The sequence below is a fragment of the Streptomyces sp. NPDC058257 genome (genome assembly GCF_042881845.1).
Lineage (GTDB): Bacteria > Actinomycetota > Actinomycetes > Streptomycetales > Streptomycetaceae > Streptomyces.
Map to the genome: position 1 here is coordinate 67039 of NZ_JBHVXJ010000016.1, position 15651 is coordinate 82689.

11 protein-coding genes are annotated in these 15651 nt (G+C 68.3%); 8 read left to right on the plus strand and 3 right to left on the minus strand.

All coding sequences use genetic code 11. The annotated features are described in order from the left end of the window. The first annotated feature begins 207 nt into the window (after positions 1-207). The 4 genes from metH (at position 208) to ACFVXC_RS30860 (ending at position 8112) form a co-directional block, all read left to right on the plus strand. Positions 208-3726: a methionine synthase gene (gene metH, locus ACFVXC_RS30845; RefSeq protein WP_389911787.1), complete on the plus strand. Its 3519-nt coding sequence runs from the start codon at positions 208-210 to the stop codon at positions 3724-3726. Positions 3727-3824: 98 nt separating this feature from the next. Continuing rightward, on the plus strand, positions 3825-4526 hold the full coding sequence (locus ACFVXC_RS30850; protein ID WP_389911790.1) for an HAD-IA family hydrolase: 702 nt from the start codon (positions 3825-3827) through the stop codon (positions 4524-4526). A gap of 320 nt (positions 4527-4846) precedes the next feature. Continuing rightward, entirely contained in the window at positions 4847-6454 is a 1608-nt protein-coding gene (locus tag ACFVXC_RS30855; protein ID WP_389911793.1) for an ABC transporter substrate-binding protein, read from the plus strand. A gap of 71 nt (positions 6455-6525) precedes the next feature. Beyond that, positions 6526-8112 carry an ABC transporter substrate-binding protein gene (locus ACFVXC_RS30860; protein WP_389911795.1) on the plus strand — a complete coding sequence of 529 codons (1587 nt, stop codon included), beginning with the start codon at positions 6526-6528 and terminating at the stop codon, positions 8110-8112. 71 nt (positions 8113-8183) lie between these two features. Here the strand turns inward: ACFVXC_RS30860 and ACFVXC_RS30865 are convergent, their stop codons facing one another. Both ACFVXC_RS30865 and ACFVXC_RS30870 read right to left on the minus strand, forming a co-directional pair. Further along, entirely contained in the window at positions 8184-8855 is a 672-nt protein-coding gene (locus ACFVXC_RS30865) for a response regulator (protein ID WP_389911797.1), read from the minus strand. A gap of 14 nt (positions 8856-8869) precedes the next feature. Next, complete coding sequence (locus tag ACFVXC_RS30870; protein WP_389911800.1) at positions 8870-9751, minus strand: RecB family exonuclease; 882 nt, start codon at positions 9749-9751, stop codon at positions 8870-8872. A 128-nt stretch (positions 9752-9879) separates the two neighbouring features. On the opposite strand from ACFVXC_RS30870, the gene ACFVXC_RS30875 reads away from it, so the two are divergent. From ACFVXC_RS30875 to ACFVXC_RS30885, 3 genes are all read left to right on the plus strand, one after another. Further along, positions 9880-11475, plus strand: coding sequence for a site-2 protease family protein (locus tag ACFVXC_RS30875; RefSeq protein WP_389911802.1), 1596 nt, complete (start codon positions 9880-9882; stop codon positions 11473-11475). 47 nt (positions 11476-11522) lie between these two features. Further along, positions 11523-12434, plus strand: a complete 912-nt coding sequence (locus tag ACFVXC_RS30880; protein WP_383285533.1) for a tRNA (adenine-N1)-methyltransferase — start codon at positions 11523-11525, stop codon at positions 12432-12434. Between the two features lie 207 nt (positions 12435-12641). After that, positions 12642-13220: a hypothetical protein gene (locus ACFVXC_RS30885; protein ID WP_389911805.1), complete on the plus strand. Its 579-nt coding sequence runs from the start codon at positions 12642-12644 to the stop codon at positions 13218-13220. Between the two features lie 90 nt (positions 13221-13310). On the opposite strand, the gene ACFVXC_RS30890 is transcribed toward ACFVXC_RS30885, so the two are convergent. Next, positions 13311-13625 (minus strand): ferredoxin, encoded by a 315-nt coding sequence (locus ACFVXC_RS30890; RefSeq protein ID WP_389911807.1) that lies wholly within the window; start codon positions 13623-13625, stop codon positions 13311-13313. A gap of 254 nt (positions 13626-13879) precedes the next feature. Here ACFVXC_RS30890 and arc point away from each other — a divergent pair, with 254 nt between their 5' ends. After that, a complete protein-coding gene (gene arc, locus ACFVXC_RS30895; RefSeq protein WP_389911810.1) occupies positions 13880-15646 on the plus strand; it encodes a proteasome ATPase in 1767 nt (588 codons plus the stop codon). The last annotated feature ends 5 nt before the right edge of the window (positions 15647-15651 follow it).

A 15651-nucleotide genomic window follows, 5' to 3' on the forward strand; every position in this document is an offset into this window, starting at 1 on the left:
CCGCGACAGAGCGGCACGCTGGGTTTGTCGCGAGTTCTCGCCATTTCCCGCCGGGCCGCGAGCCACACCTCCTGGCGGCGATGGACCGGCCACGCGTCCGCCCCGTGAACACTCCAGCGCTCTGGACCTTCGTCCGGCTACCCTGACCGGGTGCGCCTTCCACCGAAGCGCAAAGCCGACAGCCGTCGCACCTCAGGGAGCTCTTTCATGGCCTCGTTGCCGACCCCCTCGTCCGGTTCCTCGAACGGAACCCGGGCCGACGCCCTCCGCGAAGCACTCGCCACCCGTGTGGTGGTGGCCGATGGTGCGATGGGCACCATGCTCCAGGCCCAGGACCCCAGCCTCGAGGACTTCCAGAACCTCGAGGGCTGTAACGAGATCCTGAACGTGACCCGCCCGGACATCGTCCGCTCGGTCCACGAGGAGTACTTCGCGGTCGGTGTGGACTGCGTGGAGACCAACACGTTCGGCACGAACTTCGCGGCCTTGAGCGAGTACGACATCCCCGAGCGGAACTTCGAGCTCTCCGAGGCGGGTGCCCGTATCGCCCGCGAGGTCGCCGACGAGTTCACCGCGTCCACCGGGCGGCAGCGCTGGGTCCTTGGCTCGATGGGCCCGGGCACGAAGCTGCCGACGCTGGGGCACGCCCCGTACACGGTGCTGCGTGACGCCTACCAGACCAACGCCGAGGGCATGATCGCGGGCGGCGCGGACGCCCTCCTGGTGGAGACCACCCAGGACCTCCTTCAGACCAAGTCCGCGATCCTCGGCGCCCGCCGCGCGCTGGACGCCACCGGCGCGAACCTCCCGCTGATCTGCTCGGTCACCGTCGAGACGACCGGCACGATGCTCCTCGGCTCGGAGATCGGCGCGGCGCTGACCGCCCTGGAGCCGCTGGGCATCGACATGATCGGCCTGAACTGCGCCACGGGCCCGGCCGAGATGAGCGAGCACCTGCGCTATCTGGCCCGCCACTCGCGCGTCCCGATCTCCTGCATGCCCAACGCGGGCCTGCCGGTCCTGGGCAAGAACGGCGCCCACTACCCGCTGACCGAGGCGGAGCTGGCCGACGCCCAGGAGACCTTCGTACGCGAGTACGGCCTCTCCCTGGTCGGTGGCTGCTGCGGCACGACGCCTGAGCACCTGCGCCAGGTCGTGGAGCGGGTGCGCGGCGCGGAGACGGTCCGCCGTGAGCCGCGCCCCGAGCCCGGCGCCGCCTCGCTCTACCAGACCGTGCCCTTCCGCCAGGACACCGCGTACATGGCGATCGGCGAGCGTACGAACGCCAACGGCTCGAAGAAGTTCCGCGAGGCCATGCTGGAGGGCCGCTGGGACGACTGCGTGGAGATGGCCCGCGACCAGATCCGCGAAGGCGCCCACATGCTCGACCTGTGCGTCGACTACGTGGGCCGCGACGGCGTGACGGACATGGCCGAGCTGGCGGGCCGCTTCGCCACCGCCTCCACCCTGCCCATCGTCCTGGACTCCACCGAACTGCCCGTCCTGCAGGCCGGGTTGGAGAAGCTGGGTGGGCGCGCCGTCATCAACTCCGTCAACTACGAGGACGGCGACGGACCCGAGTCCCGCTTCACGAAGGTCACCGCCCTCGCCAAGGAGCACGGCGCCGCGCTGATCGCGCTGACCATCGACGAGGAGGGCCAGGCCCGCACCCCCGAGCACAAGGTCGCCATCGCCGAGCGCCTCATCGACGACCTGACGGGCAACTGGGGCATCCACGAGTCGGACATCCTCATCGACACCCTGACCTTCACCATCTGCACCGGTCAGGAGGAGTCCCGCAAAGACGGCATCGCCACCATCGAGGCGATCCGCGAGCTCAAGCGCCGCCACCCGGACGTGCAGACCACCCTGGGCCTGTCGAACATCTCCTTCGGCCTCAACCCGGCCGCCCGTGTCGTCCTGAACTCCGTCTTCCTGGACGAGTGCGTCAAGGCCGGCCTGGACTCGGCGATCGTGCACGCCTCCAAGATCCTGCCCATCGCGCGCCTGGAGGAGGAGCAGGTCAAGGCCGCCCACGACCTGATCTACGACCGCCGAGAAGAGGGCTACGACCCCCTGCAGAAGCTCATGGAGCTCTTCGAGGGCGTCAACATGAAGTCGATGAAGGAGGGCAAGGCCGAGGAGCTTCTCGCCCTGCCGCTGGACGAGCGCCTGCAGCGCCGCATCATCGACGGCGAGAAGAAGGGCCTTGAGGCCGACCTGGACGAGGCCCTGGAGTCCCGGCCGGCGCTCGACATCGTCAACGACACCCTCTTGGAGGGCATGAAGGTCGTCGGCGAGCTCTTCGGCTCCGGCCAGATGCAGCTGCCCTTCGTGCTGCAGTCCGCAGAGGTGATGAAGACCGCGGTCGCCCATCTGGAGCCGCACATGGAGAAGTCGGACTCCGAGGGCAAGGGCACGATCGTCCTGGCCACCGTGCGCGGCGACGTCCACGACATCGGCAAGAACCTCGTCGACATCATCTTGTCCAACAACGGCTACAACGTGGTCAACCTCGGCATCAAGCAGCCGGTCGCCGCGATCCTGGACGCCGCGGCCGAGCACCGCGCGGACGTGATCGGCATGTCGGGCCTCCTGGTGAAGTCGACCGTGATCATGAAGGAGAACCTGGAGGAGCTCAACCAGCGCAAGATGGCCGCGGACTTCCCGGTCATCCTCGGCGGCGCCGCACTCACCCGTGCCTACGTCGAGCAGGACCTCCACGAGATCTACGAGGGCGAGGTCCGCTACGCCCGCGACGCGTTCGAGGGCCTGCGCCTGATGGACGCCCTCATCGCGGTCAAGCGCGGCGTCCCCGGCGCCACGCTGCCCGAGCTGAAGCAGCGCCGCGTGGCCAAGAAGGACACCCCCGCCCTGGAGGTCAGCGAGGACGAGGGCCCCGCCCGCTCGGACACCTCCGTCGACAACCCCGTGCCCACCCCGCCGTTCTGGGGCACCCGCGTCGTCAAGGGCATCCAGCTCAAGGAGTACGCCTCCTGGCTGGACGAGGGTGCCCTGTTCAAGGGCCAGTGGGGCCTCAAGCAGGCCAGGAAGGGCGACGGGCCCACCTATGAGGAGCTCGTCGAGACGGAGGGACGCCCCCACCTGCGCGGCTGGCTGGACGAGCTGCACACCAAGAACATGCTGGAGGCGGCCGTCGTCTACGGCTACTTCCCCTGTGTCTCCAAGGGCGACGACCTGATCATCCTGGACGACGAGGGCAACGAGCGCACCCGCTTCACCTTCCCGCGCCAGCGCCGCGGCCGGCGCCTGTGCCTGGCGGACTTCTTCCGCCCCGAGGAGTCAGGCGAGAGGGACGTGGTCGGCCTCCAGGTCGTCACCGTCGGCTCGAAGATCGGCGAGGCCACCGCGAAGCTCTTCGAGGCCGACTCCTACCGCGACTACCTCGAACTGCACGGCCTGTCCGTCCAGTTGGCCGAGGCTCTCGCCGAGTACTGGCACGCGCGCGTGCGCGCCGAACTCGGCTTCGGCGGCGAGGACCCCGCCGACGTCGAGGACATGTTCGCCCTGAAGTACCGCGGCGCGCGCTTCTCCCTCGGCTACGGCGCCTGCCCCGACCTGGAGGACCGCGCGAAGATCGCCGAGCTCCTGGAGCCGGAGCGGATCGGAGTGCAGCTCTCCGAGGAGTTCCAGCTCCATCCGGAGCAGTCCACGGACGCCATCGTCATCCACCATCCCGAGGCGAAATACTTCAACGCGCGCTAAGCCGACAAGTCGTACACTTGTCGGTCCAGCGCAGGCCGGTTGCTCACCCGTCAGAAGGGAGCAACCGGCCTTCTCGTCCCTCACGGAGGTGTGCCCGGATGACCAGTACGGTTCCCGCGCTCGATACCCGAACGGCCGAAGGCTCCGACCTTCAGGCGGTGCTTCTCGACATGGACGGAACACTCGTGGACACCGAGGGGTTCTGGTGGGACGCCGAGGTCGCGGTGTTCGCCGCACTCGGACACACGCTCGACGAGGCCTGGCGTGACGTCGTCGTCGGCGGGCCGATGACCCGCAGCGCCGGATTCCTCATCGCGTCCACCGGGGCCGACATCACGGTGCCCGAGCTGACCGTGCTGCTCAACGACGGCTTCGAGGACCGCATCGGCCGCGCCCTGCCGATGATGCCGGGCGCCGCCCGGCTGCTCGCCGAACTCGCCGCGCACGAGGTGCCGATGGCGCTGGTCTCCGCGTCGCACCGGCGCATCATCGACCGCGTGCTCGACTCGATCGGATCCCACCACTTCACGCTGACGATCGCGGGCGACGAGGTGACCCGGACCAAGCCGCACCCCGATCCCTATCTCCTCGCGGCGGCGGGGGTTGGGGCAGAACCGGCCAGATGTGCCGTCATCGAGGACACCGCGACCGGCGTCGCGGCGGCCGAGGCGGCGGGCTGCCGAGTGGTGGCCGTGCCGTCCGTCGCGCCCATCGCGGCGGCGGCAGGCAGAACCGTCGTCCCGTCCCTCGAACACGTCAACCTGCCTTTCCTGCAAGGTCTGATGGCCGGAAAGCGCTGAGCCGTCGAAGGTGTGATCTTTCCCACTTCACAGGGGGTCGACAGTCGGTCAGGGCTGTGTCGGAGCGCCGATTTGCGCGAGTTGCGGAGTGGTGTTGTGTCCTGATTGAGGGGAACCTGACGAAACCTTCCTGTGTCGGGTTATCGGTGTGTCCGCGCCCGGTTTCACTGTGTGATTGAGGGGCAACTCCGGTGCCTTCCGGCCCTCCTGGCGGCGCGGACTAATGTCTTCGCGAGAACAACGCCACACCCCACGGTCCGACTGACCCCACCCCTCGCTGTCGGTCCGCACGGGACCAACAGCTCTGGAGAACGTCGAGCATGAACCGTAAGACTTTGGTGCTGCCTGCCTTGGCAGGTCTGCTCGCTCCCGCGCTCGCGGCGTGCGGTGGGGCAGGTGACGGTGGGGGAGACGACGCGATCGCTGTCGGCACCACGGACGTGTTCTCCACCTCACCGGAGGTCCCTGCCCCCTTCGACCCGGCGTTCGCCTATGACGCGGGCTCCTGGAACATCCTGCGCCAGACGGTCCAGACGCTGATGGCGTCGCCGCGCGGCGACGGAGAGCCGGAGCCCGACGCCGCCCAGAAGTGCGGCTTCACCGACACCGGCAACGAGCGTTACGAGTGCACGCTCCGCAAGGGCCTGACGTTCGCCGACGGCAAGCCGCTGACCGTCAAAGATGTGAAGTTCTCCATCGAGCGCGTGCGCGACATGAAGATCAAGGACTCCACCGGCTCCTCCAGCCTGATGGCCAACGTCGACGCGATCGAGACCGAGGGCGACCGGGGCATCGTCTTCCACCTCAAGAGCGCCGACGCGACGTTCCCGTACAAGCTGGCCACGCCCGTCGCGGGCGTCGTCAGCTCGGAGCACTACGGGAAGAACAAGCTGCGCGACGGCTTCGACATCGACGGTTCGGGCCCCTACACCGCCAAGCAAGAGGTCAAGGGCGACACGCTCGTCAAGACGGTGTTCTCCAAGAACTCCAACTACAAGGGCGCGTTCAAGCCCAAGAGCGACAAGATCGAGCTGGTCGACTACGCCTCCACAGAGGCCATGGGCAAGGCCCTCAAGGACGGCGACATCGACATGATGACGCGCACCATGTCGCCGGAGCAGATCAAGCAGCTCGACGCGAACCCGGGCAACAACATCGACCTGGTCGAGACGCCGGGCCTCGAGATCCGCTACATCGGCTTCAACACGGACGCCACCACCGTCAAGTCCAAGGCGGTCCGTCAGGCCATGGCGCAGGTCGTCGACCGCGGCGCCCTCGCGGCCGGCGTCTACGGCGACGCGGCCGAACCGCTCTACTCCCTGGTGCCGGCCACGGTCGTGGGCCACACCAACTCGTTCTTCAACAAGTACGGCAACCCGAGCACCGCCAAGGCCCGCGACCTGCTGCAGAAGGCCGACATCAGCACGCCGGTGAAGCTCACCCTGCACTACACGACGGACCACTACGGACCGGGCACCAAGAAGGAATTCCAGGTCCTGCAGAAGCAGCTCAACGACAGCGGCCTGTTCGACGTGTCGATCAAGGGTGAGGGCTGGACCACCTTCCGCCCCGCCGAGCAGAAGGGCGCGTACGACGTCTACGGAATGGGCTGGTTCCCCGACTTCCCGGACCCCGACAGCTTCGTCGCGCCGTTCCTCGACAAGGGCAACTTCCTCAACTCGCCGTACGCGAACCCCACCATCATCGACGAGCTGATCCCGCACTCGCGCCGTGAGGCGGACCGCCTCTCCGCCGCCAAGAGCATCCAGAAGATCCAGGACATCGTCGCCGAGGACGTGCCGTTCATTCCCCTCTGGCAGGGTAAGCAGTACATCGCCGCCCGCGACGACATCACGGGCGTCGAGTGGGCCCTGAACTCCGCCTCGAGCCTGCAGCTGTGGGAGCTCGGCCGCGGTGTGAGCGACTAGTCCTCGCGCACACCGGCACACACCCCGCCGGGCTTCGCTTTACCGATTGACATCAACGACAAGGCACGTTCGTGAATTTGCGCAACCAGTGGCTGGCCCTCCCCCTCACGGGAGGGCTGGCCGCCGCCCTGCTGACCGGCTGCGGAACGGAATCCGGCGGAGCGGGGGCGGACGGTGACGCGGTGGTGATGGGCATGTCGGACGACGTCGTGGCCACCGACCCGGCATCGGGCTACGACCCCGGGTCGTGGCTCCTGTTCAACAACGTCTTCCAGTCCCTGATGAGCTTCCCGAGCGGGGCCACGGAGCCGGAGCCTGAGGCCGCCAAGGAGTGCGGCTTCACCGGCTCGGGGACCAAGGTCTTCGAGTGCACGCTGCGCGACGGCCTGAAGTTCAGCAACGGCAACGCGCTGACCTCGAAGGACGTCAAATACTCCTTCGACCGCATGATGAAGATGAACGACCGGGCCGGTCCGGCGATCATGTTCCCGATGCTCGACCGCGTCGAGACCCCGAACGCCAAGAAGGTCGTCTTCAAGCTCAAGTACGCCGACGCCACCTTCCCCAGCAAGATCGCGTCCGGTGCCGGATCCATCGTCGACCACGCCTCGTACGACATGGACCGGCTGCGCGGCGACGGCCAGGCCACGGGTTCGGGACCGTACAAGCTCGACTCCTTCAACGAGGATCAGGCGGTGTTCTCGGTCAACCCCGAGTACAAGGGCACCGCCAGGGTGAAGAACAAGGGCGTCACCCTCAAGTTCTTCCACGACGACCAGAAGGGCCTGAAGAAGGCACTCCTGGACGACAAGATCGACATCGCGTACCGGGGCCTCGCCTCCGACGACGTCGCGGACATCGAGCAGGACACCTCCGACGCGAGCCAGAACATCGACGTCGTCGAGGGCACGAGCGCCGAGGTGCAGCACCTGGTCTTCAACATGAAGGACCCGGTCGCGGGCAAGCTGGGCGTCCGCAAGGCCATGGCGTACCTGCTCGACCGTGACGCCCTGGTCAGAGACGTCTACCGGGACACGGCGACGCCGCTGTACTCGATCGTCCCGGCCGGGATCGGCGGTCACGGCACCGCCTTCTTCGACACCTACGGCGCCCGCCCGCAGCGCTCCAAGGCCGCGGCAGCCCTGCGCGACGAGGGCCTGAGCGGCAAGGTCGACCTCACCCTCTGGTCCACGCCCTCGCGTTACGGCCCCGCCACCGACCAGGAGCTGAAGACCATAGCCAAGCAGCTCAACGCGAGCGGACTCTTCGACGCCGACGTGAAGTCGGTCCCGTTCAGCCAGTACGAGCAGGACATCAAGGCCGGCAAGTACGGCGTCTACGTCAAGGGCTGGGTGCCTGACTACCCGGATCCGGACAACTTCACGCAGCCGTTCTTCGGCAAGGGCAACGTCCTTGGCAACGACTACCGGAACAGCGACATCACCGGGAAGATCATCCCCGGCACCGCCGCCGAGACCGACCGCACCAGGACCGACGAGGAGTACGCGCGGCTCCAGGACACCGTCGCCGACGAACTGCCGATCCTGCCCGTCTGGCAGGCCAAGCAGTACGCGGTCATCCGCGACGACGTGTACGGCGTGGAATCGTGCCTCGACGCGTCGACGGTCTTCCGCTTCTGGGAACTCAGCAAGTCCTGATCACACGGACACATGAGAAGGCGGCCGCCCCGGGAGGGACGGCCGCCTTCTCATGTGCCGCTGCACTGCTGTCACTGGGCGCCGGGACGCACCAGACCGCTCTCGTACGCGTACACGGCGGCCTGCACCCGGTCGCGGAGCCCGAGCTTGGTGAGCACATGGCCCACATGCGTCTTGACGGTCGTCTCGCTCACGAACAGGTCCGCCGCGATCTCCGCGTTCGACAGGCCGCGCGCCACCAGCTTGAGGACCTCGACCTCCCGCTCGGTGAGCGTGTGCAGAGTGTCCGGCACCGGCTCGTCGCCCGACGGGAGATGACCGGCGTACTTGTCGAGTAGCCTGCGCGTGATGCTCGGCGCGAGCATCGCCTCGCCCGAGGCGACCACCCGGATCGCCTGGACCAGCTCGACCGCGGGGGCATCCTTGAGCAGGAAGCCACTGGCACCCGCGCGCAGCGCCTCCACCACATACTCGTCGAGGTCGAAAGTGGTCAGGACCAGGACCTTCGCCGGTCCGTCCCGGCCAGGCCCGGTGATCTGCCGGGTCGCCTCGACGCCGTCCATCCGCGGCATACGGATGTCCATCAGGACCACATCCGGCTGCAGCGCCCGCACCTGGTCGAGAGCCTGCAGGCCGTCCCCGGCCTCGCCGACGACCGCGACATCCTGCTCGGCCTCCAGAATCATCCGGAACCCGGTGCGCAGCAGTGGCTGGTCATCGACCAGTAGGACACGGATCGCCACGTAACTCTCCTTCGCTAGCCCGGGGCCATTCTGCCCTGCGCGTCCTCTTCGGACTCGGGCACCCTCGCAGCAAGGGGGTACGGCGGGGGAGTCCCACCGAATTCGGGACAAACGGCCTGATGATCGCACCAACCGCAGAGTTTCGTCGGCCGGGGCCGCCAGTCACCGCTCTCGGTGGCGAGCGTGATCGCCTCCCACAGCGCGTGCAGCTTCCGCTCGACCTGCTCGAGGTCCTCGGTCCTGGGGTCGTACGTGATGACGTCCCCGCTGCCCAGATAGACGAGCTGGAGGCGGCGCGGGACCACGCCCTTCAGACGCCACACCACCAGGGCGTAGAACTTCATCTGGAAGAGCGCGCCCTCGGAGTACTCGGGGCGGGGGGCCTTGCCCGTCTTGTAGTCGACGATCCGCACCTCGCCGGTGGGCGCCACGTCCACGCGGTCGATGATGCCGCGCAGCTTCAGGCCCGAGTCCAGCTCAGCCTGCACGAACAGCTCGCGCTCGGCGGGCTCCAGACGGGTCGGGTCCTCCAGGGTGAACCACCGCTCGACGAGCTTCTCCGCGTCCGCGAGCCAGCGCGTGAGCCGCTCACCCTGCTCGTCGTCGGCGAACAGCTCCGTCAGCTCCGGCCTCGCCTCGCGCAGACGGTCCCACTGACCCGGGATCAGGGCCTTGGCGCGCGGCGCGGTCCGCTCGCCCGCGGGCGCGTCGAAGAGCCGCTCCAGGACGGCGTGCACCAGCGTGCCGCGGGTCGCCGCCTCGCTCGGCTTCTCCGGCAGCTTGTCGATCACCCGGAACCTGTAGAGCAACGGGCACTGCATGAAGTCACTGGCGCGCGAGGGCGACAGGGACGCCGGGCGCACGGCCTTCACGGCACCCTCGGTGCTGGTTTCCATGAGGACAGACCCTACGACCCGCCACTGACAACGGCCGCATACCATCGACGACAGACCCTCTCACCCTGCATGATCGTGCGTGTACCGCGCCGGACAGGGGCGAGGGACGCTTCGAACAAGGGGACATCGTGGACGAGAGCGCCGGGAGCGGCAGGCCGCAGCCCGACGGGACGGACGGTCGGAGGCCGGAGGCCCCAGACGGCTCCGGCCACTCGGAATCGTCACGTCCGGTGGACACGGCCGACTCCGCGAGGCCCGCGCGGGGCGGATCCGAGAGCGGGGAGGGCGCGGAGGGCGCCCGGCCCCAGGCTCCTGAGGAAGCACCCCGACAGGCGCCCGAGGAAGCACCCCGACAGGCGCCCGAGGAAGCGGGGCGCCCCCCGGAGGAGTCCACGCGCCCCGGCGACCGCCTCGCGAAGGCCCCGCACGACACGCCAGGCAAGGCCCCGCACGACACGCCAGGCAAGGCCCCGCACGACACGCCCGGGAAGAACCCGCACGACACTCATCCCGAGTTCGCGCACGCCACCCACGGCCCCGCGCCCAAGACGACCCCGCCCAAGGGGAAGAAGGGACCCGGGGGAGGGCTGCTCATGGGGCGGCCGTTCGGCGTGCCCGTGTACGTGGCGCCGAGCTGGTTCCTCGTGGCCGCCCTCATCACGTGGGTCTTCGGCGGCCAGCTCGACCGTGTCCTGCCCGAACTCGGCGCCGCCCGCTATCTCGTCTCGCTCTTCTTCGCCGTCGCCTTCTACGCCTCCGTGCTCGTCCACGAACTGGCCCACACCGTCGTCGCCCTGCGCTACAAGCTGCCGGTGCGCCGCATCCAGCTGCAGTTCTTCGGCGGCGTATCGGAGATCGAGAAGGAGTCGGAGACGCCCGGACGCGAGTTCGTCCTCGCGTTCGTCGGGCCGCTGCTCTCCCTCGTCCTCGCGGGCGTCTTCTACGCGGGCATGCGCGCCGTCGAGCCCGGCACCGTGCCCGGCGTCCTGCTCGCGGGACTGATGATCTCAAACCTCATCGTCGCCGCCTTCAACCTCCTGCCGGGCCTGCCCCTGGACGGCGGCCGCATGCTCCGCGCCGTCGTCTGGAAGATCACCGGCAAGCCCATGAGCGGCACGATCGCCGCGGCCTGGGTCGGCCGCGCGCTCGCCATCTCCGTCCTGATCGGCCTGCCCCTCCTCAACCAGTCCGGCGCGCTCGGCGGCGAGACCCAGGACATCGGCGGCATGGACACCGTCATGGACGCCCTGCTCGCCGCGATCCTCGCCGCGATCATCTGGACCGGCGCGGGCAACAGCCTCCGCATGGCCCGCCTGCGCGAACACCTGCCCGAGCTTCGCGCCCGTGCACTGACGCGCCGCGCGGTGCCCGTGGAGACAAGCACTCCGCTCTCCGAAGCGCTGCGCCGCGCCAACGACGCCGGGGCAAGGGCCCTCGTCGTGGTCGACGCCGACGGCGACCCCATGTCGGTGGTCCGCGAGGCCGCCATCGTCGGCGTGCCCGAGCACCGCCGCCCCTGGGTCACCGTCAGCGGCCTCGCCCAGGACATCACCGAGGGCATGCGGATCTCCGCCGAGCTGGCCGGCGAGGAACTCCTCGACACCCTCCGGGCGACGCCCGCCACGGAGTACCTCGTGGTCGAGGCCTCCGGCGAGATCTACGGAGTGCTCTCCGCCGCCGACGTGGAGCGCGCCTTCGTCAAGGCGATGGCCCGCCCCAGCTGACGCCCACCGTGGTCCTCGGCCCCCGCAGGGGCCGGTAGGCTGGTCACATGTCCGAACCGACCGGTGCCGCCCGCCGACGCGGGCCCTTCAAGGTCGGGGACCAGGTTCAGCTCACCGACCCCAAGGGCCGCCACTACACGTTCACGCTCGAGGCCGGGAAGAACTTCCACACCCACAAGGGTTCCTTCCCCCACGACGAGCTGATCGGTGCTCCCGAGGGCAGTGTTGTCCGCACCACGGGAAACGTCGCCTACCTCGCGCTGCGCCCCCTGCTCCCCGACTATGTCCTGTCCATGCCCCGCGGCGCCGCCGTGGTCTACCCCAAGGACGCGGGGCAGATCCTGGCCTTCGCCGACATCTTCCCCGGCGCACGCGTCGTCGAGGCGGGTGTGGGCTCCGGCTCGCTCAGCAGCTTCCTCCTGCGCGCCATCGGCGACCAGGGAATGCTGCACTCGTACGAGCGCCGCGAGGACTTCGCCGAGATCGCCCAGCAGAACGTGGAGCGCTACTTCGGCGCCCCGCACCCCGCCTGGCAGCTCACCGTCGGAGACCTCCAGGACAACCTGAGCGACACCGACGTCGACCGCGTCATCCTCGACATGCTCGCTCCCTGGGAGTGCCTGGACGTCGTCTCCAAGGCGCTCGTCCCCGGCGGCATCCTCTGCTGCTACGTGGCGACCACCACCCAGCTCGCGAGGACCGTCGAGTCCATCCGTGAGATCGGCGGCTTCAACGAGCCGACCGCCTGGGAATCGATGATCCGCAACTGGCACGTCGAGGGTCTCGCCGTCCGCCCCGACCACCGCATGATCGGGCACACCGGCTTCCTGCTCACCGCCCGCCGCCTCGCGGACGGCGTCGAGCCGCCCATGCGCCGCCGCCGCCCCTCCAAGGGCGCCTACGGCGACGACTACACAGGCCCGAACGCCGACGGCGGCACACCCCGCGCGGAGCGCTGAGAACCCCGCGGGTGCCGACACCCGCGCACCACCGTTGAACGCACTGGCGCCGCCGTCGAGTTCCCCCTTCGCCCGGGGAACTCGGCGGCGGCGTCTTTTCGTTCATGCCGGTCCGTTCACCGACCCCGGTGTTCCGCCGCACTGTGAGGTATGGCACGATGCTGGCCACCTCCCCCACCGGCACAGCCCTCACAGGAGACACTCCTAGTGCAGCACCCCGCCGTCCCGGAACTGGCACACAACACCACCCGCCCCATCCACTGGCTGGCCACCGCGGCCGCGCTCGCCGCCGTCATCGCGGGCTCGTCCTTCTTGCAGCCCGACCCCGCGAACGCCGCCCAGCCGAGTTCCAAGCCGCCCGGCAAGACGGCGGCGGCCCCCGCGCCCGCCCCGGATCCGGCCACCGTCACGTACCCCATCACCTGCGGCAACGTAAAACCCGTCGTCAAGACGAAGGCCTCCGGGGACCTCGACGGGGACGGCAGCCCCGAGACCGTCGCCGTGGTGCACTGCGCCGCCGGATCGGGCACGCCGCCCGACGGCGTGTACGTCGTCACCCGTGCCACCGGAGGCAAACCCCGGGTCGTCGCCACGCTCGTCGATCCGAAGGACCGCCAGAACGTCAGCGACTTCGCCGTACGTGCCGGTGTGATCACCGCCACGCTCCACGGCTATTCGACACCGGACGTGCCCAGCTGCTGTCCGGACCTCAAGGACGAGGCCAAGTGGCAATGGAAAGACGGCACGTTCGCCCGGTCCACGCCCGCCGGGGCTCACAGCGTGTGACGACAGCGCCATGAAGAAGGGCCTGTGCCCGCCGGTCGACGGCGGGCACAGGCCCTTCTTCATGGCTGAGTTGTCGGTGAGCTCGCGACCTCACGCCGCGTCGGGGCCGTAGACCTCCACGCTGTCCGAAACGCGACGCACGTGGATGCAGTCGCCGGGGCACTCCTTCGCCGAGTCCGCGACATCGCGCAGAAGCGTCGGCGGAACGGGCGTTGTGGCGCCCGGCGTCTGCAGGAGTGCGTCGTCACCGCTCTTCACATAGGCCAGACCGTCGATGTCCAGCTCGAAGACCTCGGGCGCGTACTGGGCGCAGATGCCGTCGCCGGTACAGAGGTCCTGGTCGATCCAGACCTCCAGGAGATCGCGCCCCTCAGGGCCGGTCCCAGCCTCGTTCTGCACGGTCATTTCTCCTGCCGATCGCTGCGTCGAGCGAACCGACTTGAGGACAAGTCGGGCCAGCCCTGACGGGTGTTGAACACTTCGACGATACAACCGCCCGCTTTCCGATGTTGTTGGGTGGGTATCCATCTGGTGTGAGGGAGAGCGCAAGGGTGAAGATCGGACACACCTCGACCGTCTTTGTGATCTAGGGGTTTCAATCGACACCCACCCAGGTAGGGTCTGGAAGCGTCCAGCTCCCCTTGGAGGAGGTGAGGACCGTGGCAGCCCACGACGACGACATCAACCGCGGCATCCGGCCGGGGCGAGGGTCTGAGGACCCCGCCGGTCAGGTTGCCTATCTCGAGCAGGAAATCGCCGTCCTGCGACGTAAGCTCGCCGACTCTCCGCGTCATACGAGGATTCTCGAAGAGCGGATCGTCGAGCTGCAGACAAATCTGGCCGGCGTATCCGCACAGAACGAGCGGCTCGCCAACACGCTCCGTGAGGCCCGCGACCAGATCGTGGCCCTCAAGGAGGAAGTCGACCGGCTCGCGCAGCCGCCGGCCGGCTTCGGAGTCTTCCTCATGGCGAATGAGGACGGCACGGCCGACATCTTCACCGGGGGCCGCAAGCTCCGGGTGAACGTCAGCCCCAGCGTCGAGCTCGAAGAGCTCAGGCGCGGCCAGGAACTCATGTTGAACGAAGCGCTCAACGTGGTCGAGGCCATGGAGTACGAGAGCGTGGGGGACATCGTCACCCTCAAGGAGATCCTTGAGGACGGCGAGCGTGCCCTGGTGGTCGGGCACACCGACGAGGAGCGAGTGGTGCGGCTCGCCGAACCACTCCTCGACGTCACCATCCGCCCCGGCGACGCACTCCTGCTCGAACCCCGCTCCGGGTACGTCTACGAAGTGGTTCCCAAGAGCGAGGTCGAAGAGCTCGTCCTCGAAGAGGTACCGGACATCGGCTACGAGCAGATCGGCGGCCTGGGCAACCAGATCGAGCTGATCCGCGACGCGGTCGAACTGCCCTACCTCTACCCGGACCTCTTTAGGGAGCACGAACTGCGGCCGCCCAAGGGCGTCCTGCTGTACGGGCCTCCCGGCTGCGGCAAGACACTGATCGCCAAGGCCGTCGCCAACTCCCTTGCCAAGAAGGTCGCCGAGGTGACCGGAGCGGCTCAAGGGAAGAGCTTCTTCCTCAACATCAAGGGCCCCGAGCTCCTCAACAAGTACGTCGGCGAGACCGAGCGTCACATCCGCCTGGTCTTCCAGCGTGCGAGGGAGAAGGCGAGCGAGGGAACCCCCGTCATCGTCTTCTTCGACGAGATGGAATCCCTCTTCCGCACCCGCGGATCCGGAGTCAGCTCGGACGTGGAGAACACCATCGTCCCCCAGCTGCTCGCCGAGATCGACGGCGTGGAAGGCCTGGAGAACGTCATCGTCATCGGCGCCTCCAACCGCGAGGACATGATCGACCCCGCGATCCTGCGGCCCGGACGACTCGACGTGAAGATCAAGATCGAGCGCCCCGACGCCCAGGCGGCGAAGGACATCTTCGCCAAGTACCTCACCGAGCGGCTCCCGCTGCACGCGGACGACCTCGCCGAGCACAGTGCCGACCGGCGCACCACTGTGGACGGCATGATCCAGTCGGTCGTGGAGCAGATGTACGCGGAGTCCGAGGAGAACCGCTTCCTCGAGGTGACGTACGCCAACGGAGACAAGGAAGTCCTGTACTTCAAGGACTTCAACTCGGGCGCCATGATCGAGAACATCGTCGGACGCGCCAAGAAGATGGCCATCAAGGCCTTCCTCGACGCCGACCAGAAGGGCATCAGGGTCTCTCACCTCCTGCAGGCTTGCATCGACGAGTTCAAGGAGAACGAGGACCTGCCCAACACCACCAACCCGGACGACTGGGCCCGCATCTCCGGCAAGAAGGGCGAACGGATCGTGTACATCCGTACGCTCGTCACCGGAAAGCAGGGCGCGGACACCGGACGCTCCATCGACACGGTGGCGAACACCGGTCAGTACCTGTAGAAAAC

Bases quoted from the DNA above. Each gene is read 5' to 3' on its own strand.
- ACFVXC_RS30850 (WP_389911790.1), top strand. From the start codon at position 3,825: ATGACCAGTACGGTTCCCGCGCTCGATACCCGAACGGCCGAAGGCTCC.
- ACFVXC_RS30870 (WP_389911800.1), bottom strand. From the start codon at position 9,751: ATGGAAACCAGCACCGAGGGTGCCGTGAAGGCCGTGCGCCCGGCGTCC.
- metH (WP_389911787.1), top strand. From the start codon at position 208: ATGGCCTCGTTGCCGACCCCCTCGTCCGGTTCCTCGAACGGAACCCGG.
- ACFVXC_RS30880 (WP_383285533.1), top strand. From the start codon at position 11,523: ATGTCCGAACCGACCGGTGCCGCCCGCCGACGCGGGCCCTTCAAGGTC.
- ACFVXC_RS30855 (WP_389911793.1), top strand. From the start codon at position 4,847: ATGAACCGTAAGACTTTGGTGCTGCCTGCCTTGGCAGGTCTGCTCGCT.
- ACFVXC_RS30890 (WP_389911807.1), bottom strand. From the start codon at position 13,625: ATGACCGTGCAGAACGAGGCTGGGACCGGCCCTGAGGGGCGCGATCTC.